This is a genomic window from Actinosynnema sp. NPDC059335 (assembly GCF_042752395.1).
Classification (GTDB): domain Bacteria; phylum Actinomycetota; class Actinomycetes; order Mycobacteriales; family Pseudonocardiaceae; genus Actinosynnema.
The window spans coordinates 1-25,359 of the sequence record NZ_JBHYXZ010000088.1; the positions used below are offsets into that span (position 1 = coordinate 1).

15 protein-coding genes are annotated in these 25,359 nt (G+C 76.2%); all 15 read left to right on the top strand.

Features of this window, described 5'->3' with window-relative positions; genetic code table 11:
- Window positions 1-261: 261 nt before the first annotated feature.
- Window positions 262-2,754 carry a hypothetical protein gene (locus ACFXGA_RS25145; RefSeq protein WP_378091694.1) on the top strand — a complete coding sequence of 831 codons (2,493 nt, stop codon included), beginning with the start codon at window positions 262-264 and terminating at the stop codon, window positions 2,752-2,754.
- Window positions 2,755-3,302: 548 nt separating this feature from the next.
- Complete coding sequence (locus tag ACFXGA_RS25150; RefSeq protein WP_378091696.1) at window positions 3,303-5,729, top strand: VWA domain-containing protein; 2,427 nt, start codon at window positions 3,303-3,305, stop codon at window positions 5,727-5,729.
- 23 nt (window positions 5,730-5,752) lie between these two features.
- Complete coding sequence (locus ACFXGA_RS25155; protein ID WP_378091698.1) at window positions 5,753-8,875, top strand: tubulin-like doman-containing protein; 3,123 nt, start codon at window positions 5,753-5,755, stop codon at window positions 8,873-8,875.
- Complete coding sequence (locus ACFXGA_RS25160; RefSeq protein WP_378091700.1) at window positions 8,872-11,067, top strand: hypothetical protein; 2,196 nt, start codon at window positions 8,872-8,874, stop codon at window positions 11,065-11,067. The genes ACFXGA_RS25155 and ACFXGA_RS25160 overlap by 4 nt, the downstream gene beginning before the upstream one ends.
- The gene (locus ACFXGA_RS25165) at window positions 11,061-12,074 is read left to right on the top strand and encodes a hypothetical protein (RefSeq protein ID WP_378091702.1); all 1,014 of its coding nucleotides are present in this window, start codon (window positions 11,061-11,063) and stop codon (window positions 12,072-12,074) included. The genes ACFXGA_RS25160 and ACFXGA_RS25165 overlap by 7 nt, the downstream gene beginning before the upstream one ends.
- Window positions 12,071-13,153, top strand: a complete 1,083-nt coding sequence (locus ACFXGA_RS25170) for a hypothetical protein (RefSeq protein ID WP_378091704.1) — start codon at window positions 12,071-12,073, stop codon at window positions 13,151-13,153. Before ACFXGA_RS25165 ends, ACFXGA_RS25170 begins: the two co-directional genes overlap by 4 nt.
- Window positions 13,140-14,954 carry a hypothetical protein gene (locus tag ACFXGA_RS25175; RefSeq protein WP_378091706.1) on the top strand — a complete coding sequence of 605 codons (1,815 nt, stop codon included), beginning with the start codon at window positions 13,140-13,142 and terminating at the stop codon, window positions 14,952-14,954. Before ACFXGA_RS25170 ends, ACFXGA_RS25175 begins: the two co-directional genes overlap by 14 nt.
- The gene (locus ACFXGA_RS25180) at window positions 14,947-15,840 is read left to right on the top strand and encodes a DUF4231 domain-containing protein (protein WP_378091708.1); all 894 of its coding nucleotides are present in this window, start codon (window positions 14,947-14,949) and stop codon (window positions 15,838-15,840) included. Before ACFXGA_RS25175 ends, ACFXGA_RS25180 begins: the two co-directional genes overlap by 8 nt.
- On the top strand, window positions 15,837-17,087 hold the full coding sequence (locus ACFXGA_RS25185) for a toll/interleukin-1 receptor domain-containing protein (protein ID WP_378091710.1): 1,251 nt from the start codon (window positions 15,837-15,839) through the stop codon (window positions 17,085-17,087). The genes ACFXGA_RS25180 and ACFXGA_RS25185 overlap by 4 nt, the downstream gene beginning before the upstream one ends.
- A 5-nt stretch (window positions 17,088-17,092) precedes the next feature.
- A complete protein-coding gene (locus ACFXGA_RS25190; protein ID WP_378091712.1) occupies window positions 17,093-18,091 on the top strand; it encodes an AAA family ATPase in 999 nt (332 codons plus the stop codon).
- Window positions 18,081-19,043, top strand: coding sequence for a hypothetical protein (locus tag ACFXGA_RS25195; RefSeq protein WP_378091714.1), 963 nt, complete (start codon window positions 18,081-18,083; stop codon window positions 19,041-19,043). Before ACFXGA_RS25190 ends, ACFXGA_RS25195 begins: the two co-directional genes overlap by 11 nt.
- Window positions 19,034-21,964, top strand: coding sequence for a hypothetical protein (locus ACFXGA_RS25200; RefSeq protein WP_378091716.1), 2,931 nt, complete (start codon window positions 19,034-19,036; stop codon window positions 21,962-21,964). The genes ACFXGA_RS25195 and ACFXGA_RS25200 overlap by 10 nt, the downstream gene beginning before the upstream one ends.
- A 58-nt stretch (window positions 21,965-22,022) precedes the next feature.
- The gene (locus ACFXGA_RS25205) at window positions 22,023-22,406 is read left to right on the top strand and encodes a hypothetical protein (RefSeq protein WP_378091718.1); all 384 of its coding nucleotides are present in this window, start codon (window positions 22,023-22,025) and stop codon (window positions 22,404-22,406) included.
- Window positions 22,399-22,839: a hypothetical protein gene (locus ACFXGA_RS25210; RefSeq protein WP_378091720.1), complete on the top strand. Its 441-nt coding sequence runs from the start codon at window positions 22,399-22,401 to the stop codon at window positions 22,837-22,839. Before ACFXGA_RS25205 ends, ACFXGA_RS25210 begins: the two co-directional genes overlap by 8 nt.
- A gap of 369 nt (window positions 22,840-23,208) precedes the next feature.
- Window positions 23,209-25,359, top strand: a 2,151-nt coding sequence (locus tag ACFXGA_RS25215) for an efflux RND transporter permease subunit (RefSeq protein ID WP_378091722.1), incomplete at its 3' end; no start/stop codon positions are given.

Below are 25,359 nucleotides of genomic sequence, written 5' to 3' on the forward strand. Positions count from 1 at the left end.
GGCCGTGCTGGACGAACTCGCGGAACCCGGAGGCGTCGACGAGCTTGCTCGGGTCGCGGCGGGCGGGTTTGGTCACCGTGGGCAGCCTTTCGGGTCGGGGCCGTGGACGCGTCCGGGTCGCGGTCGGCGACCGGGCGTCACCCACGATGCTCTCACCACGGCTCCGATCGCCCGATGGGGTGTCTCGTGCGCGGAAACGGGTCACCCGGCGAGGGCGATCCGGTAGGTAACACGCCACGGCGACCTACGGCAGGTGAGCGCATGCGTCCCGAGGACGTGGTCGAACTGCGGGTGCACGGCGTGTCCGGGACGCCACCGGAAGCGGTGCTCGGCGACCCGTTCCCGACCCCGGTGGCCGGTGACGACGTCGCGCGGTTCCTGCGGGCGGGCCGACCGGCGCGGGCGCTGTCGAGCGGGCGGACCCGCGTGGTGGAGGCGTTCCACTGGGGCCGCTTCACCTCGGGCGGCGCGAGCCGGGCGCTGTGGCTCGCGCTGATCCCGTTCGCGGTGCTCAACCTCGCCCGGTACGCGCTGCTGGGCGCGGGCCGGCTCGCCGAGGCGGTGTTGCGGCTGCTCGCGCTGGTGCTGACGGGCATGCTGGTCACGGCCGTCGCCTACGCGTCGCTGGAGCTGCTGGTGCGGCAGTGCGCGGGCACGGCGGCGTGCCGTTCGGCGCGGCTGGGGTTCCTCGACGGCCTGCCGTTCGGCGCGATGCTGCTGGTGGGCCTGGCGCCGCCGGTGCTGGTGGTCGCGGTGCTGTGGTGGTTCGGCCGGCAGACGTTCCTGTACGAGCCCAAGGGCACGCACCACGTGTGGGAGACCCGCACCGGCAGCCTGGGCGACTACGCGTTCTGGCACACGTCGCCGCGCACGCCCGTGCTGCGGGACGCGCACGTGGCGGCGTCGTGCGCGGTGGTCGGCGTGCTGTGCGCGGGCGCGTTGCGGACCGAGCAGGCGCACCGGCCCCCCGACGCCCTGTCGTGGACGGTGATCGGGGCGGGCGTGCTGGTGCTGGCGTGGGCCGTGGGGTGCGTGGCGCTGTCGCCGGACCGGCGGGCGGTGAACTCGCGGGCGCTCAAGTGGGCGGCGGTGGCGTACTCGGCGGTGGCGGCGGGCGTCGCGGCCGCGTTCCTGTGGCGGCTGCCGACGGACGCGGTCGGCGCGGTGACGCCGCTGGCCGGGTTCGAGGCGGTGACGAACGTCCTGTCGGCGTCGGCGATGGTGCTGCTCGTGGTCCTGCTGGGCGCGTGCGCGCGGATGCGGCGCTCCGCGCGCGGCCGGGAGCTGATGGTCGCGGACAGGCGGTTCCGGCCGATGTGGCACGGGTACGGGGCGGTGGTGATCGCGGCGCTGGCGACCACGCTGGCGGTCGGGTTCAGCGGAGGGCTGGCGTACCGGGTGGTGGACTGGGTCGGCGACCCGGTGCCGGAGTCCGGGCGGCCGGGGTCGGTGCTCGGCACGGGCTACCTGGTCGGCGCGGGGCTGTGGGGTGTGCTCGCCATCGCGTTCGTGCTGCTGCTCGCGCCGGTCGTGGCGGCCATGGTGCGGCAGGTGTCCAGCGCGCTGGTGTTCGCCGCCGGTTCGGCGGTCGCGGCGGTGGCCGTGGTGCTGCGGTGGACGTCCGCGCCGGCGTGGGCGTCCTGGGTCGCGGTCGCCGCGGCTGGCGGCCTGTACGCGTTCGGCGCGGTGTCCGGCGTGCGGCACGCGGTGGGCACGGCCGTCCGGGACGGCGTGGTGGCCGACTACCCGGGCCGCCCGGACCGGCCGGGCATCGGCAAGGTCGCGGTGGCGCAGCGGGTGGCGTCGGCCAAGTACCGCTACCACTGGCTGCTCGGCGCGGTGGCGCTGCTGGGCGGCGCGCTGGTCACGGTGGGCGGCGGCCTCGCGCTGGCCCGGCTCGCGCACCCGGGCCGGCGGGCCGTGCCGCCCCCGGCCCTGGCGGACTGGCTCTCGACCCGGCCCGCGCGGGAGCTGGGCACGCTGGGCAGCCTGGTGGTGTCCGGTCTCGTGCTGGTCCTGGTGGTGCTGGGCGTGCGGTCGTGGCGGAGCCCGAAGCTGCGCACGGCGGTCGGGGTGGTGTGGGACCTGGTGGCGTTCTGGCCGCGGCTCGCGCACCCCATCTGCCCGCCGCCCTACGGCGGCCGGGCCACCATCGAGCTGACCTCGCGCGTCGTCCGGCTGGCCCGCCACCACGGCGTGGGCGCGGTGGTGCTGTCCGGGCACAGCCAGGGCAGCGTGGTGTGCTTCGCGGCGTTGTCGTTGGTGCGCCGGGAGAGCGAGCGGCCCGACCCGGCCGACGGCGAGCGCTACATCCGGCAGGCGGACGCGGTCGCCGCGCTGCGCCGGGTCGGGCTGGTCACCTACGGCTCGCAGTTGCAGTGGGCGTACTCCCGGCTGTTCCCGCACTACCTGGGGCACGCCGAGCTGCGCCGGCTGCACGCCGACCTGGGCGACCGGTGGTGGAACGTGCACCGGCTGACCGACCCGCTGGGCGGCCCGGTGCAGGTGTGGCCGGAGACGGCGGAGGAGCGGTTGTCGGCCGACCCCCGGCTGTGGGGCGTGCGGTGCGGGAACGACGTGCGGCTGCGCGACCCCGAGTTCCTCGACCCCGACCCGGACATGGTCGCCTCGCCGTTGCGCGGGCACGGCGACTACTACGACGACCCGGTGTTCGACGAGGTCGTGGCCCGGGTGGCGGACGCGGTGGCCACGCCGCGCGGCTCGGTGGTGGTCGACGGCGTCACGCTGTCCTGACCCGCACGGGTTCCGGGCCCGGTCGAGGCGGGTCGGCTCGCGCGGGGTGACGGGCGGGTCCTGCCGGTCCCGCCGTGGTCGAGGTGTGGCGGCGCGGAATTCTCCTCGACCGGGGCGATCGACGCATTTCCGGCACGGGTGAAGACGCGAAACGGTAAACAACCGCAATCGTGCGGAAAAGTCCGGCCGCGCGCCTGGGCATGAGAATTCCTCGGTTGTCCGGTCGGAGGCCGAAGGATGCGGTGAGACGGGTCGATCTTGCGGTCGATCCGTCGTCTACGCAGGTAGATCACGCGTTACGCCGTTGTGGTGCTGAGCTGTCCGTGAGATCAAAACGTCACCGGATACACCCGATCGTGTTGATGTTCATCTGAAAGAGTGAACACTCCGCTGATTGCGTAACAGGCTCTCCGGGGTGGGCTATAAGGATCGCAACGAACGCATAATTGATTCCCGGCCTGCCTGCGACGTCGCTCCTCGAACGCCGGCCGGCCGATTCTGATTGTTCGCCGGGTCGTGGCCACACGAATGCGGACAAGGGGAGATCCATGCTCACAGGTCTGTTCGGACCGCGGTGGCGGCGTCGTCGCCCGCCGCGGTCGGTCACGGCGCCGGCGCGGTGGTCGGTCGCCCTCGCCGCGATCGCGTTCCTCGTCCCGCCCGCGCACGCCGAGCCGGTGCACGCGCGGCCCGCGCACACCGGGCCCGTGCACGCCCAACCCGCCTCCGGTGACGACGAGCCGCAGGTCAAGCCGGTGCACGCGGTGCTGCTGGTGGACGAGTCCGGTTCGATCGACGCGGAGGCGATGCGGCAGCAGCAGGACGCGGCGAAGGTCATCGCGCAGGGCGAGTACTCGCCGGGCTCCACGATCACGGTCGTCGGGTTCGCGAGCCAGGACGGGCCGAACCAGAGCGCCGTCGACGTGGTGTGCCCGACGACACCGGTCCGCACCGCCCAGGACCAGGAGTCGCTGTCGTCGTGCATCGACCGGCTGCGGGTCCGGCAGCCCGCCGAGGGCAGCGGCACCGACCACGCGTCCGCGTTGTCCCAGGCGCTGTCGGCGCTGACCGACGCGCCGGCGGGCGAGCCGCGGATCGTCTTCCTGCTCACCGACGGCGTGCTCGACGTCTCCGGCAGCCCCCAGTACGGGCAGCGGGACAACCCGGAGCGCCGCAACGAGGCGGGCCGGCAGGAGGTGGCGCGCCAGCTGGAGATGGCCCGCCAGGCGGGCGTGCAGGTGTGGCCGCTGGGGTTCGGCGCGGTGGACAAGGCGCAGCTGGACGCCCTGGCGACCGGCGGCGCGCAGGCCACGTGCGGCGACCGGACGCCCAAGCCGACCGCGACGGTGGTGGGCTCGGCCGGTGACGTGGTGGACGCCATGCTGACCGCGTTCAGCGCGAGCCGCTGCGCGGGCAAGGGCCCCTACCAGCAGAAGAACCTCCCCGCCGGGGAGACGGTGGAGCTGCCCGTCGACATCCCCACGGTCGCCACGGACGGCACGATCCTGGTCGTGCGGCCCGACCCGCGCGTCACGGTCGCCTACCTCGACCCCGACGGCCGGGAGGTGCCGAAGTCGGGCCGGCAGGGCGACTCGGCGTTCCAGGTCAGCGGCGAGCAGAGCCGGGTGGAGGCGCTGCGGGTGGTCAACCCGGCGCCGGGCCGCTGGACGGTGCGCGTCACCGGCCGCAAGGACGTGCCGGACCAGGTCGTCGGCGTCTCGGTGCTGTGGCAGGGCGCGGCCCGCGCGGTGCTGACGGTGAGCCCGCCCGCGCCCGGCGCGGGGGAGGCCGTGACGGTCGCCGTGCGCCTCTACACCCGCAAGAACGCGGTGGTGGACCCGGCGGCGCTGGACCAGCTCAGCTTCACCGCGCGGCTCACCGGCGAGGGGTTCGACCCGATCCCGGTCGCGGTCGCGGACGACGGCCAGGGGCCGGACCGCACCGCCCGCGACGGCCTCTACTCGGGCACGGTCACCGTGCCGGGGTCCGCCTCGGGGGTGCTCCAGTTCTCCGGCGCGGTGTCCGGCATCGGCATCACCGGCGACGAGCGCCAGGTGAACACCGTGGTCAAGGACGGCCGGCCGGTGGTGCGGGCGCAGGCGCGGATGGCCGACGCGGTGCCGTTCGTCGCGCCCGGCGAGACCTGGGCGGGCACGATCAGCGTCAGCAACGACTCGGGCCGGCCCAAGCGGGTGCGGCTGGTGGTGGTGGACGAGGGGCCGGGCACGGTCGTGTCGGCCTCGCCCGCGACGTTCGACCTGCCCGCGTCCGGCGACTCGAAGGTGGACTTCGAGCTGCGGTTCGCCGCGAACACCGTGATCGGGGTCAACTCGGGCACGTTGCGGCTGGTGGACGACGCGGACCCGGACACGGTGTGGCACGCCCTGCCGTTCACGGTCGCCGTCTCCTACCCGCCCACCTGGTTGCAGCGCCTGCTGTGGCTGTGGATCACGCTCGCGGTGCTGCTGGTGGCGGTGCTGGTGGTGGTGTTCCTGCGCACCCGCAACCGCAAGCGGCTGCGCGACGTGCGCGGCCTGGAGGCCGGGCTGGTCACGGCGGCCGGCGCGACGCTGCACCTGCGCGCCGAGGACCGGCCCGCCCAGGTGTTCCGGTTCTCCCTGCGCCGCGGCCCGGCCGGGGAGCCGACGCACCTGGACCTGGCCCGCGAGGGCGAGGCCGTCTACGAGCTGCGCCGCGCCGAGGACGGGATCGCCGCCGAGCTGTCCACCCCGGACGGACGGCGGCACCGCCTCCAGGCGGGGGAGCAGGTCGACGCGGGCGGCGGCGTGGTGCTGACGTTCCGCGACAAGCGGCCGCTCAACGTGCGGGTGCGGGAGCCGCGGCCCCCGAAGCCCGAGCGGCCCGGCCGGGAGCGCGCGCCCGCCGCGTCGCGGGACCGCCCGCGCCCCGAGGAACCGCCCGTGCGCCAGGCCGCCCCGCGGAACCCGGCCCCGACCGACGACGACCTGCTCTGACCGGCTGGAGGAAGAACACCGTGATGAAGATCTACCAACCGGTCCTGTTCGTCGGCCTGGGCGGCACCGGCTGCCTGATCGGCGCGGAGCTGGAGCGGACGCTGCGCGGCGAGCTGTGCGGCCCGGACGGCACGAACCTGCAGGAGGTGCTGGGCGGCAAGGGGATGCTGCCGTTCCAGCTGCCGTCGTTCCTGCAGTTCGTCTACGCCGACCTGAGCGAGGACGAGTTCAGCAGGCTCCAACGCCGGGTGGTGCCCGGCGCGGAGCACCTGCCCGCCGCCGAGCGGACGTTCCACCTGGTGCGCGACCTGGTGCCGCGCCACGACACCTACCCGGAGGTGGCGCGCAGCCTGCGGCTCAACGTGTCGGAGGGCGTCGAGTGGCTGCCGCCCGCCGACGGCGAGCCGCGGATCAGCCCGCTGGCCAAGGGCGCGGGCCAGTTCCCGACGGTGGGCCGCGCCGCGCTGTTCGAGACGCTGCGCACCGGGCTGGGCGCGGCGCAGAACCCGATCAACCGGGCGATCGGCGCGATCAACAAGTCCGGCGGCGAGCTGTCGCGCCTCGGCGGCCGCCTGGGCAACGCCTGCGACGTGTTCGTGGCGTTCTCGGTGGCGGGCGGCACCGGCAGCGGCATCTTCTACGACTACCTGCACCTGATCGGCGACGCGCTCGCCCGCAGCGGCTACCGGGCCCGGATCTACCCGCTGGTGCTGATGCCGTCGGCGTTCGAGGAGGGCCTGGGCGGCGGCCGGCCGGCGCGGCTCAACGCGGGCCGGGCCCTGCTGGACCTGTTCCGCCTCGTGGACGACCAGAACTCGCAGGTCGCCGGCACGGAGCTGGACGGGATGGGCCTCACCGGCGCGTTGTCGGTGCGCTACCCGACGGGCGGGGACCTGCGGCTGCGCGCGGGCACCGTGCAGACCGGGTTCCTGTTCAGCCGCAGCACCGGCGTGGAGCGGGAGGACCTGCACCGGTCGGTGGTGTCGCTGGTGTTCTCGCTGATCGGCACCGGCCCGACCGAGGCGGTCGGGCAGCCGCAGGGCACGGACCGGATGTACCAGTCGTTCGCGGACGACTTCATCAACCGCGCCGCCGAGCGCGAGCTGCCGTCCACCAGCGGCATCGGCAACCGGGGCGTGTCCACGAGCCTGGTGGCGTCGATGACGGTGCCGGTGGACGACCTGGCCGACATCGTCAGCTCCCGGCTGCTGGCCGAGGCGGTCACCGAGCTGCTGGAACCGCCGCCCGGCCGGGCGGAGGGCAACCGCGGCCCGATCACCGAGATGTTCACCGGCTCGAACCTGGACCCGTTGCGGCAGCGGGCGCCGGTCGAGTTCGCCGAGCCGCCGATCGCGGCGGGCGCGGAGGCGGTGCTGCGGGCGTTGAGCACGCGGGTGAACACGATGGAGGCCGCGCTGACGGCGCTGGAGCAGCAGTTGCGGCAGCGGGTGCCGCAGCTCGCCCAGGACTTCGACCCGCAGCGGGCCATCGAGCTGCTGCTGGCCGACCACGACCTGTTCCGGGTGCACCGGGTGTTCGCCGGGCACCCGGTGCTCGCCGACCCGGCCGACCAGCGCGGGTTCGCCCGCATCCTGGAGAGCAGGCGCGGGGAGCCGGAGCCGCCGGACGGCGTGGGGCTCGCGCCGCCGCAGCCGCTGCCCGTGCGCAACCGGCTGTTCAGCCGGATCAAGTGGTCGGACCCGGTGGTGCGGCACGCCATCGAGGAGCAGAACCGCTGGTACCAGTGGCGGGCCAAGCGGGCCTGGCACGCCGCGTGGAACGAGCAGGCCGGCCGGTGGCAGCGCACGCTGCGGCAGGCCGACGCGCAGCTGCGCGACATCGTGGAGGCGTTCGCCGAGCACGCCCGCCTGGACGCGCCGCGGTTCACCCGCCGCGCCCGCGAGCTGTACCGGCCGCGGGTCGGCGTGTCGTACCTGCTGCCGCCGCAGGGCGGCGACCTGGAGCCGTTCTACCAGGCCGTGCGGCGGCGGTTCGTGGAGACGCTCGCCGCGCAGGACCGGCTGCGGCCCACCGCCTCGGTCGGGGACCTGCTGACCGAGCTGGTCGGCCCGGACGGCTGGCGCACCGCGTACCGGCAGGCGTTGCAGGACGGGCCGCAGCGCGCGGTCGGCGCGATCCGGGAGCGGCTCAAGCGCGAGGTGCAGCTGCTGTTCCGCCACCAGGACGCCGAGCGCGCGCCGCTGCTGCCCGCGTTGCAGGACCTGCTGGCGGCCGCGGCCGGCTCCGAGACCGCGCGCGTCGGCGAGGACGACCTGGTGCAGTTCCGGCAGAAGCTCGCGGGCCTGGTGCCGGGCGGGTTCTCGCCGCCGGGCGCGGGGCCGATGAAGGTGCTGTTCTCCTACCCGGCGGGCAGCGCGAGCCCGGAGCTGGAGAAGTTCCTGCGCCAGGAGGTGAACCTGCCGCGCGGCGCGGACATCGTGCTGGACTTCCGCCCCACCACGGCCGAGTCGATGGTGGTCGTGCTGTTCCGCTCCTCGATGAGCGTGACCGAGGTGCCCGAGCTGCGCGAGGTGCTGCGCACGTGGTCCGACGCGCAACGCCGGCCGCAGGACCAGGACTTCCTGAAGTGGCGGCAGCGCACCGGCTACGACTTCAGCTACCTGGCCACCACCGAGGAGCACCGGGTGCTGATCCTGCACCGGCTGCTGTGCGCGATGTGGAACGGGCAGGTGACGACCGAGGGCGACCCCGAGTCGCCGACCGCGATCCAGGTGCGCCTGGGCGGCCCGGACGACGTCTCCATGCGGCTGCACCTGACCGACTACTTCCGCATGTCGTCGTGGGCCAGCGTGCTGGGCGCCTACGAGGAGTGGACGCTCACCGACGACGAGGACATCCGCCGCGACTTCGGCGCGCGGCTGATGGCGTCGCTGCCCGACCGGCTGGACGAGACGCCCTCGATGCCGTCGGACCTGTACCGGGTGGTGGTGGACCTGGCGCGCAAGCAGGCCGCCGCGCTGCCCGCCGCGCTGGAACGCCTCGGCAAGGCGGGCGCGGGCCGGGCGCAGCAGTTGCGCGAGTTCTGGACCAGCACGTTCCCGGCGGCGCTCGACCTGCCGTTCCGCGGCGTCACCTCGCCGGTGCAGGGCACGCTGCGCGACCTCGAGGAGTGGGTGGGGCGATGACCGCGAGCACGGCGAACACCCGCGCGGTGCGGGTGGTCGACCTGGTGGAGGACCGCGACGTCGGCGAGGCGTGGCTGCGGGAGACGCGGCGCGGCGACCGCTTCGACGACGTCGACCGGGTGGTCATCGTGGACGGCGTCGGCGACGTCGCGGGCGACTTCCCGCTCTACGAGCACCTGTGCGCGCCCGGCTTCCAGCTCATCGTGGTGGCGGTCGGCCGGCCCGACGAGGACGGGTCGGGCGCGCGGCTGCGCCTGCCCGGCCAGCTCACCCGGCACGAGGGCGCGGCCGTGCTGTGGGTCGGCGACGAGCACGGCGTCTGGTGGGGACCGGAGCACGCGGGCCGGGCCGGGCACCGGCCGACCGGCGGCTCCGGGCTGGCGGAGCTGAAGGAGGTGCTGGGCATCGAGGACGTCTTCGCCGACGTGGTCGAGCGCGCCCGGCTCATCCCGCACGCGACCGCGAGCCCCGCGCTGCACGTGGTGTCCGGGTCGCTGCGGTCCGACGAGGTCGCGGCCACCCGGTTCGCCGCGGTGGCGCGCCTGACCGGCCCGACCCGCGCGGCCGGCCGGGTCGCGCTCGACCTGGCCGGGCCGGAGGCGGGGGTCTCCGTCGTGGCCCCGGACTCCCGGGTGGACCGGCAGCGCGCGGTGGCGGTCGAGGCGGCGGAGGCGGCCGACCGGCAGGCGGCCCTGCTGGGCGCGTGGACGACGATGCTGCGCACGTCCGGGCGGCGGGACGTGCGCGCGGCCGTGGTGGAGGCGGGCGTCGAGCTGGACGCGTACGTGGCGCTGGTGCGCGAGGCGGCCGAGGTCGTCGGCGCGAGCGTGCGCGCGGGCGTGCCCGCCGGGGAGCGGCCGGCCGGGTTCGGGTTCGCGCCGCCCGCCGAGGTGGAGCCCGCGGCGGTGGCCGCGAAGGTGCGCGCGGTGGTGGGCGAGGAGCTGGGCGCGGGCCGGTCGCTGGTCGACGTGGCCGCGGCGCTGCGCGGCGAGGCGACCCGGCTCACGCCGGGCGGCACCAAGCGGGTCGAGGCGGAGCTGGACGCGTGCTGCCCGCCGGGGCTGTCGGCCGCGCTGGCCGACCCGCCGGAGTTCCCGAGGTGGCCGATCCCGCCGGTGACGCTGCCGGCGGCGTTCGCGGCGACGGCGGTCGCGGCGTCGCTGCCCGGCCCGTTCCGGGTGTTCGGGCTCGTCCTCGGGCTGCTGTGGGTGATCGCGGTGGCCGGTGCGGGCGCCGCCCGGCCGCGCCGGCCGTCCACCCCGGCCGCGGCCACCGCGCTGCCCGTGCTCGCGCACGGCGCGGCGGTGGCGGCGGGGCTCCTCCTGGCCCGCGTGGCCGGGGTCGAGGCCCCGGTCGAGGTGACCGCGCCGCTCACCCTGGTCGGCGCGGGCGGCCTGCTGTTCGCGCTCGTGCACGCGTGGCGGCTCGGCGCGCACCGGTGGCACGCGGCCGCCCGCACCGCCGACGCGGTCCGCGCGGCCCACGCCGTCGGCGAGGTGCTGCACCGGCTCGCGCACCACGACTGGTGGCTGGCCGAACGACGCCGGTTCGCCTCGGACGCGCTGCGGGCCGCCGCCGCGGCACTGGACGAGGTGTCGGCGGAGATGCGGGCCATCGGCCGCGAGGCGTCGCCCGGCGACACCGGCCGCGGCGGGGACGACCCGCTGCTGGCCGCGGTGGTGGCGGACGACCTCGTGGACCTCGCGGTCGCCGCGCTGGACCCGCTGTGGGCGAGCCTGGAGCTGGGCGTCGTGCCCGCGCACGGCGCCTCCGAGGTGGACGACCGGGTGCGGGAGCTGTTCGAGCGCTACACCGACCACCTCGCCCGGCGCGGCGTGCACGAGCCGCCGCCGTTCGGCCGCCGCACGCCCAGGCGGGACGAGCTGGTCGCGGAGACCCTGCGGCAGACGCCGGAGATCCTGGCCGTGGTCCGCCGCACCGGCGCGGAGGGCATGCGCCAGCTGTGCGCCGGGCAGGACCTGGCCCGGCTCGACCGCTCCGGCGCGGACACCCAGGTGATCCGGTTCGCGCCGACCCTGGCCCGGCCCCGGCTGGACGCCCCGGTCGCCGCCGCCTACGACGACGTGCGCTGGACCAGCGGCAGCCTCGCGGCGGGCGTGGTCCGGCTGGTGCCGCTGCGCGCCGAGGTCGTCCACCCCTTCTGGCCCCTGGACGGTGAGCGGCCGTGGTGAACTCCGCCTGGCAGGTGCTCGAGTACCGGGACGTGCGGTACGGGCTGCGGCGGGTCGAGGTCCGCGAGGCCGCGACGCCGCTGCCGCCGACCGGGTCGCCGCTCGCGGTGCGCCCGCTGGTCACGACCGACGGGCGGCGGCTGGTGCAGAAGTCGGTGCCGCGCGCGGAGGGGCAGCCCGACGACGACCTCTACGACCGGCTGGACCGGGAGATCCGGGCGGGCGCGCGGCTGGCGCGCCGGTTCGCGGGCCTGCCCTACCCGACCGGGCTGTCCGAGCTGGTCGGCTACGACATCGACGTCGAGGAGCCGTATGTGCTGCTGGCCCACTACCGGGGCGAGCCCGTCGCCGGGCAGGCCGGCCGGCTGCTCACCCACCAGCAGCACCGCTTCGAGGTGGGCCTGCTGCACGCGCTGCGGGAGCTGGAGGCCGCGAAGGTCGTGCACGGCGACATCTCGCCGCGGACCGTGTGGTGGGACGGCGACGACGTGCAGCTCGTCGGGTTCGAGCACGCGGTGCTGGTGGGCGAGCCGCGGGTGCGCAACGTCGGCAGCCCCACCGGCTCGCCGCAGCAGCGCGCCGGCGACGGCCCGGCGGACGTCCGCGACGACCTGTGGTCGGCGGGCGCGGTGGTGCTGCACGTCGTGACCGGCGACGTGGGGGCCACGCCCGACCCGCACGCGGCGGGCGACGCCCTGGTCGACCTGCTGGCGGGCGTGTTCGCGCCGACGCCCGGCGAACGGCCCCACCCGGTCGAGCTGCTGGACCGGCTGGCCGTGGCCGACCGCGTGCCGCCGCGGGCCGACCGCACCGCGGTCGCGTTCGGGCAGGCGCGGGCCAAGTTCGACGAGGTGCTGGTGGCCAAGCGGCCGGGCCGTGACGCGCCCGCGCCGGCGCCGCCGCGACGGGACGCGCGGCGGGTGTCGGCGGTGTGGCTCGCCGTCGTGTCGGCGGCGGTCGTCGTGCTGGCGGTCACGGCCGTCCTGGTGAACGGAGGGCTGTGGTGAACCCGGAACCGGAGGCGCGCTGGGTGCGCTGCCCCGTGTGCCTGGAGCGGTTCGCGTGGCGCGAGGACGAGCTGTGGCTGCCCACCGGCGAGGTCGGCGGCTACGAGCGGCTCGACCTGGAGAAGGTCAACGACCCGCTCAAGCGCCGCGACATCCGCCGCAACAGCTACCAGCGCTGCCCGAACCCGTCGCAGGACACCGAACCGCACCACCTGCCGGCGTCCTACCTGGACTACAAGCCGCCGTTGGTGATCGGGATCGTCGGCCGGACCGAGTCGGGCAAGACGCACCTGCTCACGTCGATCATCGCCGAGCTGCTGCGCGGCGGCCTGCAACCGCACGGCCTCACCGCCCAGGCGATGGACTACATGCAGCACCGGCGGTTCCAGGTCGAGCAGCTCGACCAGCTCGCCCAGGGCAAGGAGCTGCCCGGCACGCGGCACGGCCTCACCGGGTTCGCCGCCGTGCTGCTGGTCTCCTCGCCCGCCGGCACGTGGCCGGTCACGTTCTTCGACATCGCCGGCGAGGACTTCCTGAGCGTCGGCGACACCGGCAAGGCGGGCCGGTTCCTCATCGGCGCGAGCGCGGTGATGTTCGTCGAGACCCCGGAGGACGCCCTGGGCGTGTCGCGGGAGAACGCGGAGCGGCAGGCGGAGAGCAACGCCACGTTCGCCCGCGTGCTGGCGCGGCTCAAGGATTTGCCGCACGCGGCCGAGCTGCCGGTGTGCGTGGTGCTCAACAAGTCGGACCGGCTGCGGTACGTGCCGCCGGTCGACAAGTGGATCCGCCGGCAGGACGACGGCGAGCTGGACGCCGCCGCGCTGCTGGAGGAGAGCCGGGACTTCTACGGGTTCCTCAGCCAGCACCGGGCCGACTCGTCGCTCACCCCGTTCCACGAGTTCCCGTTGTGCACCCTGCACTTCGTGTCGGCGACCGGGAGCGAGTCGATCGGCAAGAGGTTCGTCCGCGGCGTGCGCGCGATGCGGGTGCTGCGGCCGCTGGTCGCCCTGCTGGCGATGAGCGGTGTGCTCGACGGGCCCGAGGCACGGAAGGTGGGGCGCTGGTATGACTCGGTCTGAGGGCGCGGGCGTCGGGCTGGACCGGATCCTGTTCGGGTCCCCTCCGCAGGGAGGGGTGGAGCTGCTGTGGAGCACGGTGTTCCGCCGCCGGCTGGAGGAGACCTGGCACGAACGCCTGGTCGGGCTCGTGCGGCTGGAGTTCAACTACAACTTCGACGAGCCGCGGTCGAGCCTGTCGTACTTCGCCTACCCGGACTCGACGGCGGCCGTGATGCGCCGCGTCGGCGACGGCCAGACCAACGCGCGCAACTCGGCGCAGGTGCTGGTCGGCCCGGTGGACGTGCTGACGCCGCGGCAGGCGTTGGCGCTGGAGGGGTGGGACGGCTGGTCGACGTGGGGCGACGACGGCGCGCCGCTGCCGCCGCTGCCCGCGCCGCTCGGCCCCGCGCCGCTGGAGCACGAGCGGTCGGTGGCGGAGGTGGTCGCGGCGATCCTGCGCAAGCCGGACGAGCCGCTGACCGTCGTGGCCGCGGGTCCGGGCACGGAGGTGCCGTTGGTGCGCGGCGCGGTCGAGCTGCTGGAGCCGTTGTGGCACGGCTCGGACGCGCGCCGGCGGTGGACGTTCTCCACGCACGAGAAGGAGTTCACCGCGACGACGATCCGGCTGGTGGACATCGCGTTCCTGCCCGGCCGGTCGGCGGAGGTGACCGCGGTGTCGAAGTCGGTGCTGGACTTCACCGCCGCCCCGCCGGAGGAGGACTGGGAGGCGGCCGCGGCGGACCGGTTGGTCCGGCTGTACCGGGAGGGCGGGCGCGCGGCGGTGGAGCGGGTGTTCTCCGGGCCCGGCGGACCGTCGCCGCGGATGGGGGAGCGGCTGCTGGAGCTGCGGGCGCGGACCGCGGGCGTCGCCGCGCCGCGCAACCCCGTCGTGGGGTCGCCGACGGGGTTCTCCGGGCTCGCCGGTGGGGACGGGGAGTCCGCGGCCGGCTCCCGCGCCGGAGCCGACGAGGTGGCCGTGTCCGGCGGCGCGGCCGGGCACGGCGCGGCGTCCGTGTTCCCCGAGGTGGCCGGATCGCCTGCGGCGGCCGGTGCACAGCCCGGTGCCGGATCTCCCGGCACGGCCGGGTCACGGGCCGCGGCAGTCGGGACCGCGGCAGTCGGGGCGTCCGCAGTCGGGGAGTCGGCAGTCGGGGAGTCGGCAGTCGGGAGTTCCGTGGTCGCGGAGTCGGCAGTCGGACAGGCGCCGGTCGGTGGTCGGCCGGGGGAGGACGACGAGGTGTCGTCGGCCGAGTTGGTGGAGCGGTGGCTCGTGACCGGCGACCCGGACCTGCGCCGCCGGTTGTCCGAGCGCTCGGCCGCCCTCACCCCCGCCGACCGGGTCGGGATGCGCCACGCGCTGCTCGCGCCGCGGGCGGTGGACCGGCTGGACGCGTTGGCGGGCCACCGGACCGCGGTCGCGCTCGCGTTCGGCGCGGCGCTGGAGGACGTCGGGCACCACGCGCCGGACGTGGTGCACGGCCTGTCCGCCGTCGTCGCCGACCGGCGCAGCTCGCCACAGCTGGTGCGCTGCGTCGTGGAGACCGCGGTGCGGCACGGGAAGCTCGACCTGATCAGCCCGGCGCTCGGCGTCCGGCACGCGCGGGAGCTGGCGATCGCCGCCCCCGACCTGCCGTGGGCGGACCTGCTGTGCGCGGACCGGGAGGCGCACCGGCCGAAGCCGGCCGCCGGGCGCGTCGACCCGCTGCCCGCCGTGACCGCGCCGGACCCGGTGTTCGACCGGTACGCGCCCACCGTGAAGGTCGTCGTCTTCGTGCTGCTGGCCTTCCTCGTCGGACTCGTCACGGGGGTGCTCGGTGGTTGACCGGAACGTCGACGCGGACGTCGTCGAGCGGGTGTGGCGGCGTCACCTGGACTGGTCGGCGGCGGCGCGGGAGGCGACCGACGCCACCCGTCGCGCCCGGCTGTTCGCGCTGGTGCTGGCGGTCGCCGCCGCGGCGGCGGGCACCGGCGCGAGCCTGCTCGACGGCATGACGGCGCGGGTGCTGGCGTTCGTGGCGGCGGTCGCGGTCGCCCTGGGCGCGATCGCCGGCCGGGCCCGCGACCGGGACGCGGTGCGCGTGGCCACGTCCCTGCGCGCGGTGGCGGAGGCGTTGAAGGCGCAGGTGTACACCTACCTGGCGGGCGCGTCGCCCTACGACGGCGCGGACCGCGAGGACGTGCTGATGGCCACCGCGAACCGGCTCACGCCCGTGGACCGGGAGCTGCGGCAACGGGTGTCGGCCGCCGCGGTCCGGCCGGAGCCGCTGCCGGCGGTGTCCGATGTGGACACCTACACCCGGCACCGCGCGCGGGAGCAGGTGGACGACTACTACCGGCCGCGGGCGCGCCGCATGGGCCGCAGCGCGAAGTGGTGCCGGCGCGTCGAGTGGTGGCTGGGCGTCGCGGCGGCGCTCGGGTCGGTCGCGGCGGGCACGCTGGAGCTGACGCAGGCGACGGTGTGGCTGGGCGTGGTCACCACCGCCACGACCGCGGTCGGCGCGCACGCGAAGGCGTCCCGCTACGAGTACCTGCAGTTCGCCTACAGCCAGACCGCCGACGAGCTGGAGGCGCTGCTGGCGGGCCGGCGGTCCGGCCGGATCCCCGACGCGGCGTTCGTCGCCGCGTGCGAACGGCTGCTCGCGGCCGAGAACCAGGCGTGGCTCGCCCTGTGGGAGTCGTCGGACGGCGAGGGGAGGGCGGCCACGTGACCAGGACCAGACCGGTGGTGCTCATCAGCCACAGCACGAGCGGGCACGGGCCGGACGGGCGGCCGACGTTGGCGGGCCGGGTGAAGGAGGAGCTGTACGCCCTGCTGGGCCGCGACTACGCCTGGCTGGACAGCGAGGACCTGCGGGGCGGCGACCGCTGGGAGGAGCAGCTGTCGGTGGCGTTGATGGAGTGCTCGGCGGTGGTGCTGCTCATCGACCGCCACGCGCTGCGCTCGAAGTGGGTGCAGCGGGAGTCGTGGGTCGCGAACACCCGGCGGCAGGCCGGCGCGAACCTCACCGCCGTGGTGCCGATCGTGTTCCCCGGCGTCTCGCGCGAGGAGGCGCTGGAGGTCTTCGCCGAGATCCGCGACCTGCACTTCCTGCGGCCGCCGCGGGACGACCGCGCGGCCGCCCGGTGGATCGTGGACAAGGTGGAGCAGGCGCTCGCCGTGCCCGCGCCGCGCCACCCGGCGGAGGCCGACTACTGGGTGGAGCTGGTGGCGGGCCACCTCGGGCACCTGCGGGGCGAGCACCTGACCTCCGCGGTGACGGCGTTGGAGCTGACCGAGGCGCAGCGCCGCCAGGTGATCGGGCAGCGCGACGCGCACCGGGTGCTGGCCTCCTTCCTGGTGACGCGGTCCAGCGGCAGCCACCTGGTGGCCGCGATGCCGTGGCTGCGGATCGGCATGGAGCGCAGCAGGCGCGAGGAGCTGGTCGACTACCTGCGCCCGACGTGGGTGGACGAGAAGCAGGCGGTGCAGCTGCTCGCGGTGGCGGGCGGCCGGCCGCGGCGGGTCGAGCTGGGCGCGGCGGACGAGTGGGTCGGCCTCGACTACGCGCGCCGCGCGGTCCAGTTCCGGCACGACCACCGGGTCGACCGGCCGCCCGAGTACGCGTACTCGGAGGCGGCCGAGGACGAGTTCCTGCTCGCCCTCAAGCGGGCGCTCGACCGCCGCGCCCGGTCGGCGGCCGCGCCGCTGCGGCTGGACGGGCGCGTCCGGCGCGTGCTGGTCGCCCTGATCAGGGACCTGCCGCTGCACACGGCCCGCAACGCGGTCCGCCGGCTGCACGACGACCACCCCGAGGTGACCGTGCTCCTGCTGACCGGTGATCGCGTCGGCACGCCGGACGACGACGCGGTGGTGCTGCGCCCCCTGTCCCAGGAGGAGACCGGGGAGGCGCAGCGCTTCATCGAAGACCTCGCCCGCGCGGCCGACGTGCCCGACCCGTTTCGCGGAAAGGACTGACCGCCGTGTCCCCAGCGGATGCACCCGACCGGAACCCCTCGGTCTACGTCATGCCCGACGGGATGCCCCTCGCGGTCGACGTCGCGCTCGCCACCGGGCGGCCGTTGCTGCTGCGCGGCGACCCCGGGTCGGGCAAGTCGTCGCTCGCCCGCCACATCGCGCACCAGCGGAAGTGGCGGTACTACGAGCACGTGGTCACGGCCCGCACGCAGGCGCGCGACCTGCTGTGGACCTACGACAGCGTGCACCGGCTGGCCGACGCCCAGACGAGGTGGGCGCGGGAGGAGCGGTACGAGTGGCAGGACCACCGGTACGTCGAGCCGGGCGTGCTGTGGTGGGCGTTCGCGCCGGGCCGGGCGCGGCGGCGGGGCGTGCCGGGCGACGGGCCGCTGCCGGCCGGGTTCGAGGCGACCGACCCGTGCCGCCCCCGGGACGGCGAGGTGTCCGGCAACCACGCGGTCGTGCTCGTGGACGAGATCGACAAGGCGGACCCGGACCTGCCCAACGGGCTGCTGGTGCCGCTCGGCTCGGGCGAGTTCGACGTGTCCGACATCGGCGAGACGGTGCGGAAGGAGGCGCCGGCCGGCGCCGCGGCCGGCGCGGGGGCCCAACACCTGGTCGTGGTGACGACGAACGAGGAGCGCGAGCTGCCGCCCGCGTTCCTGCGCCGGTGCGTGGTGGCCTGGGTGCCCGACGCGGACCACGGGAAGCTGGTGGAGATCGCCGTGGCGCACCTGGCCGCGGAGGAGGGCGCGGTCACCGCCGCGGACCGCGCGCTGGCGGACGCGCTCGCCGGGGCGCTGGTCGAGGCGCGGGAGCAGGCGGTGGCGGCCAACCTGCGCAAGCCGAGCACCGCCGAGTTCCTGGACGCGTTCCGCGCCTGCCGGCAGACGGGCGTGCGGCCCGGTGACGACCGGTGGGAGCTGCTGCGCCGGCTCGTGCTGGTGAAGACCAGGCCGACGGCCGGGGTCGCGGCGGCGGGAGGAGGGGGCGGTGGCCGGTGACCTGTGGTTCGGCGACCTGGTGCGGGCGCAGGCCCGGCTGGGCGTCACCGATCCCGCGACGATCCGCGAGGTCGCGGCCCTGCTCGGGTTGACCGGCCCGCCCGACGACGAGGGGACGGCCGTGCCGCCCGACCCGGGACCGTCGCGGCGGCCCGGCCGGGACCGGGCCGCCGACCCCGCGCGGATCCCGGAGCCACCGGCTCCGCCCGCGCCGTTCGCGCCGCCCGTGCCGCCGCGGTGGCGGCCGCGGCGACCGGGCACGTCGGTCCGGCCGCTGACGCCGGACGACCCGGAACCCCTCCCGTGGGGGGACGTGGTGCGGCTGCCCCCGTCCGAGGAGCGCCACCTGCGCGCCAGGCCGCCGCACGAGCCGCTGTTCGCGAGGTCGTCGACCCGGGCGATCATCACGGCGATGCTGTCGCGGTGGGTGCCGGACGGCCCGGTCGACGTGGCCGCCCTGCTGGACACGATCGCGCGCGGCCGGCCGGTCCGGGAGATCCCGCGCGAGCCCGTCCCGACGTCCCGGTACGGCGTGCAGGTGCTGGTGGACCGGGGCGCGGACATGGAGCCGTTCCGGCGCGACCAGGACGTGCTGGTGGAGGACGTGCGCAAGGTGATGGGCGCGAGCGTCACCGACGTCCGGTACTTCGCCGGCACGCCGTCCGACGGCTGCGGCGCGGACGACGAGGAGGCGTGGGAGCCGTACCGGCCGCCCGCCGCGGGCGGCCGGGTGCTGGTGCTGTCCGGGTTCGGCCTGGGCGCGCGCCGCGACCGGCGGGCCGCGTGGGAGGCGTGCGTGCGGGACATGCGGTGGCGGGGGTGCGCGCCCGTCGGCCTGGTGCCGGCGCCGCCGGACCGCAGACCGGCGTGGCTGACCGCGCTGCTGCCGCTGGTGACGTGGGACCGGCGGACCACCGCCGGGCACGTGGGGGCGAGGTCGTCGTGGGGCTGACCGGTCGGCTGGAGGAGGAGCTGCGCGGCGACTTCGACCGCCTGCCGGGCGGGGTGCAGCTCGCCGTGGCGTTGAGCGCGGCTACCCGGATCGAGCCCGAGCTGGTCCGGGCGATGAGGCTGACCGCGTTGCCGAGGCTGGACGTCGGCGCGGAGTCCGACCTGTGGTTCGGCGACCTGGTCGGTGCCCGCGGGCCGGACGCGGTGTCGCTGCGCGCCGAGGCGCTGCCGGTGCTGCGGGAGGCGTTGGCGCGCCGGTTGCGCGACGCCGAGCCGAGCGAGCCGATCCGGCTGGTGTGGCACGTGCTGGACGCCGTGCACCGGCCCGTGCTGCCGCCGACGCTGTACCTGGAGGAGCAGGTCACCAGGCTCGCGCTGAGCGGGTCGGCGGAGGACCTGGCGGAGGCGGCGCGGCGGTTGCGGCGGGCGCACTACTCGCTGGTGGTCGAGCGGCGCGACGGCATCGCGGACTGGGCGTTCGGCGCGTGGCGGCGGCTGCCGAGGTCGGTGCTCGCGACGCGGGCGGCCTGGCGGTTGGCGCAGGTCGTGAACAAGCGGCTGGACCCGGACCGGGTGAGCGTCGCGGACGTGCCGCCGGACCTGACGCCGCAGGACGCGTGGTTCGTGGAGGACGACGTGGGCACCGCCGAGCTGCCGGTGTCGCTGGGTGACGGCGTGCTGCGCCTGGGCGGGGAGCGGGGCGACGGCGAGGTGCTGACCGCGGTCGCCACCGACCCGGTCCTGGTGGAGGTCACCACCGCCGCGGGCAGCCGGGTCGTGCGGGTGCGGGCGGGCGGCGAGGCGCTGGTCGCCGTGCCGGCCGGGGCGGTGCGGGTGCGGACGTCCCGGCGGCACGCCTACGACCTGCGCGAACTGCCGCGGCCCGGGGTGCTGCCGGTGTTCGGGCCGCGGGGTGGGGCCGCGACGGGGGAGGTGCTGCCGAGCACGCTCCTGGAGCGCGCGCCGTGGCTCGCGGAGCCGGTGCTGGACGACAACCTGCCGGAGCTGACCCGGTGGCTGTCGGGATCGGCGGCGGTCGCGGTGCGCCTGCTGTACGAGCCGAGGGGCGACGGGCTGACCGAGGTGGCGGCGGGCCTGGCCCGGACCGCGCGGGCGGCGGGGTGGGACGTGCGCCGCGCCCTGCCCGCGACTGTTGCGGACCCCGCCCGGCCGGTCGGTGGCGCGGCGGAGCAACCCGGTCGAACTCCGGAGCGGCACAGGAGCGACCGCGTCCTCGACACGGCCGAGGGCTTCGCGTCGGCGGGCGGGGCGGCGGAACCCGACCCGGCTGGGAGCTTCGCGCCGGCGGGCGGGGCGGTGTCCGACGCGGCCGGGGATGTCGTGCCGGTGTCCGACGCGGCCGGGGGTTCCGTGCCGGCGGGCGGGGCGGTGGGGCGTCTGCTCGTCGTGGAGGACACGGCCGTGTGGCCGCCCGCCCACCTGGCGCACTTCCTCGACGACCCGGCCGCCGGCCCCCTCCGCGTGGTGGTGCTGGACCGCTCCCCGGGCCGCTGGTGGGAAGCCCTCCAGGAGTGCCTGCCCGAGGCGGAGGTGTCGCAGTCGCGCGTCACGCCCCCGCAGTGCTCCCCGACCCGGCTCGCCCGCGCGTTCGGCGACGCGCTCGACATCACCGTGGTGCCGCCCGCCGTGCCCTCCCCCGCCCCGCCCGCCACCGTCGCGATGACCGCGCTCGCCGCCGCCCTCACCGTGCGCGGCCACGCTCCGCCGCCCGACGACCCGGCCCGGCTCGCGGCGCACCTGCTCGCCTGCGAGGCCGAGTCGTGGCCGAGGCTGCTGGGACGGCGCGTGCCGGGCCTCGCCGAGGCGGTCCTGTCCGTCACGCTGGCCGGCCCGGTGACCCGGGAGGCGGCGCGCCGGCTGGTCGAGGAGGCGCCGGGCGGGTCCGCCGCGCTGCTGGACGCGGTGACGCGCTGCTACCCGCCGGACGCCGAGGACGAGGTCGTCGGCATCCGGACGCGTCCGCTGGTGGCCGACCTGGTCGACGCGGTGGCCGCCGGCGCGCCCCGGCTGAACCTGGCCGGACGCGCGGTGCGGGCGGTGTTCGACCGGCTGGTCGCGCGGGAGGACGACGTGGCGCGGCACGCCCTCGCCAGGGTCGCGGCGGCGGACGGCGTCGGCCCGCGCGCGCTCGTGCGCGAGGTCGCGGCCACCCGTCCCGACCTGGTCGCCACCTCGCCGGACGTGGTGCTCGCCGCGCTCGCGGCCTCGGCCGACCCCGAGACCGTGGAGGAGGTGGTGTCGCGGCTGCCGCCGGGCGGCTCGGCGGACTTCGGCGCGTGCCTGCTGCTCGAACGCTCGCTCGCCGCGGACCTCCCCCCGACGACCCGCGCCCGGCGGCGGCTGGAGCTGGGCCGCCGGCTGGCCGCGGCGTCGCTGCCGCTGCGCGCCCTGGCCACGGCCGAGCGCGCCGTCACGGACCTGCGGTGGCTCGTCGCGTCCGCCCCGGCCCGCTACAAGCCGCTGCTGGCGGAGGGCTACGGCCTGCTGGTGGAGGTCGCCGGGGAGCCCCGCCGCGGTGGGGCCGCGCGGGCCGCGGTGGCGTTGCTGGACGAGCTGCGGGACGCCGAGTCGAGCCCGTCGAAGCGCGAGCTGGTGATGAGGCTCGTCGGGTACGGCAGGCAGCTCGCCGCGGCGAGCGGCGGCGCGGGCGCGGTGGAGGAGACGGCGCGGGCCGTGGACATCTACCGGGCGCTGGCGCGGTCGGACGCGGACCGGTTCGCGGCCGAGCTGGCGGTGGCGCTGAGCCGGCACGCGCACCGGCTCGCCGAGGCCGGCGACCGGGCCGCCGCGTCGGCGGCGGCGGGGGAGGCGTCGCGCCGGTTCGCGGGCCTGACCGGGAGCGTGGCCGTCGCCTACCGGGAGGAGGCGGCCCTGGCCGCCGCGCTGCGCCGGGCGCTCTGAGGCGGCCGACGCCGCGCGGGGTACGTTGCGCGGTGGCAGTTCACGAACGGAAGACCTGATGATCTCACTCCTCGCGTCCGCGTTGACGGTCGTGGCGCTGGTCGCGGCCCTGTGGTCGCTCGTGCTGGTGATCACCGACCGGCCCGTCACGCTCGCCACCAAACCCACCCTCGGCCTGGCCGCGGTGGTCGTGCTGCTGGAGGTGGGGCTGCTCGCGCAGGCGGTGGTCGCCACCGCCCTGGTGCTCGGCGGCGACCGCGGCGACCTGGACCTGCCCACGTTCTTCGGCTACCTGCTGGCGTCGGTGGCGGTGCTGCCGGTCGGCGCGTTCTGGGCGCTGGGCGACCGGTCGCGGTGGGGCGCGGGGGTGCTGGCCGTGGCGTGCGTGAGCGTGCCGGTGATGATCCTGCGGCTGAACCAGCTCTGGACGTCCCATGGCTGAGCGGTCGGACGTGCTGCGGGAGACGACCCGGTCCGGTCCGGGCCGGATGCTGATCGCGGTGTACGGGATCTTCGCCGTCGCCGCCACGGCCCGGTCGGCGGTGCAGCTCGCCACCCGGTTCGGGCACGCCCCGCTGGCGTACGTGCTGTCGGCGTTCGCGGCGGTCGTGTACGTGGTGGCGACCGCCGCCCTGGCGGGCGTGGTGTCGCGGCGGGTCGCCTACCTGGCGTGCGGCGTCGAGCTGGCCGGTGTGCTGGTGGTGGGCGCGGCGAGCCTGGTGTTCCCCGCGGCGTTCCCGGACGCGACGGTGTGGTCGGACTTCGGCGGCGGCTACGGGTTCGTGCCGCTCGTCCTGCCGGTGCTGGGCCTGCTCTGGTTGCGCCGCACCGGGCTGCGCCACGCGGCACTGCGGCACTCCGAACCGGACCGCTGAACCGGACGGCGCGCCGCCCTCGTAATGCGTTCGAGCCGCCGGACCCCCACAGCCGGCGGCCCATCCGTGGCGGCGGTCGTGACCAAGGGCGTCCGGCAGGGTGCGCCGTCGTGGGTGCAGGAGGCCGGGGGCCCGCCCCCCGGCCTCCGTGATGAAGATCACCTGACGTCACCCGATCCGGTGTCGACCCGGTTGGCGCAGGTCAGGGCCGTCCGTGCGGCGGCGCAGCCAACCCATGTCTGAGCCGGTTCTCAGGTGGGGTGTGCCACCGTTCGCACATCCGCCCGCGGCGCCCGGTGCGGTTGCCCGATAGTCGGCTGTGCCGACGGCGACGCGCCGGCAGGTCCGCCCACCAAGGAGATTCCCACGATGTCCGTGCTGGCTCGCCTGAGCCTGGCCAACCGAAGCCTCGTCGGGCTGCTCAGCCTGCTCGTGATCGGTTTCGGCGTGCTCGCGCTGCCCTCGATCAAGCAGCAGCTGTTCCCGTCCATCGAGCTGCCCGCCGCCGTGGTCATCGCGCCCTACCCCGGCGCGTCGCCGGACCTGGTGGACGGCCAGGTCGCCGAGCCGATCCAGTCGGCCGTGCGCGGCGTGGACGGCGTCGAGCAGGTGTTCACCCGCTCCGCCGAGAGCTCCGCGACCGTGCAGGTCATGTTCACCTACGGCACCGACGTCGACGCGGCCGTGGCGCAGGTGCAGCAGGCGGTGAACCGGCTCCAGCCGCGCCTGCCGCAGGGCGTCGAGCCGACCGTCGCGCAGGGCAGCACGGACGACATCCCGGTCATCGCGCTCGCCGCGACCTCCGGCGACGACGACATCGCCGCCGCGGCCCGGCTGCGCGCCGAGGTCGTGCCCCACCTCGAGGCGATCCCGGGCGTGCGGGAGGCCACCGTCAGCGGTGAGCGCGACCGCCAGGTCACCGTCACCGTCGACTACGCCCGGCTGGCCGCGGCCCGGGTCGAGCCGCAGGCCCTCACCACGGCCCTGACCACGGCCGGCGCGGTCGTGCCCGCCGGCACCGTCGCGGACGGCGACAAGGCGCTGACCGTGCAGGTCGGCGGCCCGGTCGCCTCGGTGGACGACCTGCGCGGCCTGCTCCTCGCCTCGCCCGCCGGGCCGGTCCGGCTCGGCGACGTGGCGCAGGTCGAGTCCGCGCCCGCGCCCGCCACCGTGCTGACCCGCACCAACGGCGAACCCACGCTCGGCATCAGCGTCACCATGACCTCCGAGGGCAACGCGGTCGAGATCTCCCAGCGCGTGCGGGAGCAGCTCGGCGCGTGGGGCGAGGCGGCCGGCTCCACCCTGTCCGTCGCGTTCGACCAGGGGCCCCAGGTGGAGAAGGCGATCAGCGGCCTGACCACCGAGGGCCTGCTCGGCCTGCTGTTCGCGGTCGTGGTGATCCTGCTGTTCCTGCTGTCGGTGCGGTCCACGCTGGTGACGGCGGTGTCGATCCCGCTGTCGGTGGTGGTCGCGCTGATCGCCCTCTACACCGGCGACCTGTCGCTGAACCTGCTCACCCTCGGCGCGCTCACCATCGCGGTCGGCCGGGTGGTGGACGACTCGATCGTGGTGCTGGAGAACATCAAGCGGCACCTCGGCTACGGCGAGGAGAAGCAGCGCGCCGTGCTCGACGGCACCCGCGAGGTGGCGGGCGCGGTGACCGCGTCCACGCTGACCACGGTCGCGGTGTTCCTGCCGATCGCGTTCGTCGGCGGCATCGCGGGCGAGCTGTTCGGCCCGTTCTCCGTCACGGTCACCGTGGCGCTGCTGGCGTCGCTGCTGGTGTCGTTGACGATCGTGCCGGTGCTCGCGTTCTGGTTCCTCAAGCGGCCGGCCGTGCCGACCGACCCGGAGGAGGCGGCGAAGGCCCGCGAGGCGGCGCTGGAGAAGGAGCGCCGCAGCCCGTTGCAGCGCGCCTACGTGCCCGTGCTGAGGTTCGCGACGACCCGGCGCTGGGCGACGCTGCTGATCGCGGTGCTGATCTTCGGCGGCACGCTCGGCCTGGCCGGCTCCCTGGAGACGAACTTCATCGACAACGCGGGCGGCACCGCGTTGCAGGGCAGCCAGAAGCTGCCGCCCGGCACCGGCCTCGCCGCGCGCGACGAGGCCGCGCGCAAGCTCGAGGGCGTGCTGGCCGACACCGACGAGGTCGAGACCTACCAGGTCACCGTCGGCACGGACAACAGCCTGGCCGCGTTCGGCTTCGGCGGTGACGGCGACACCAGCGTCCGCGCCACCGTCCGCGAGGGCACCGACCTGGAGGCGTTGCAGGACCGGCTGACCGAGCGGCTGAAGGACACCCCCGGCGCGGGCGAGGTGGCGTTCGGCGCGGCGGCGTCCGGCTTCGGCTCGGACACGATCGACGTGCTCGTCACCGCGCCCGACGAGGCCACCCTGCGGGACGCCGCGGACCGCGTGCAGCGGGCCGTGGGCCGCGCCCCCCCCCCGCGCCGGCGCGGCCACGCACGCGGTGGGGGGGGGCGCCCGCGGCCGGCGGGCGCCCCCGCCCCCCCCCCCCCC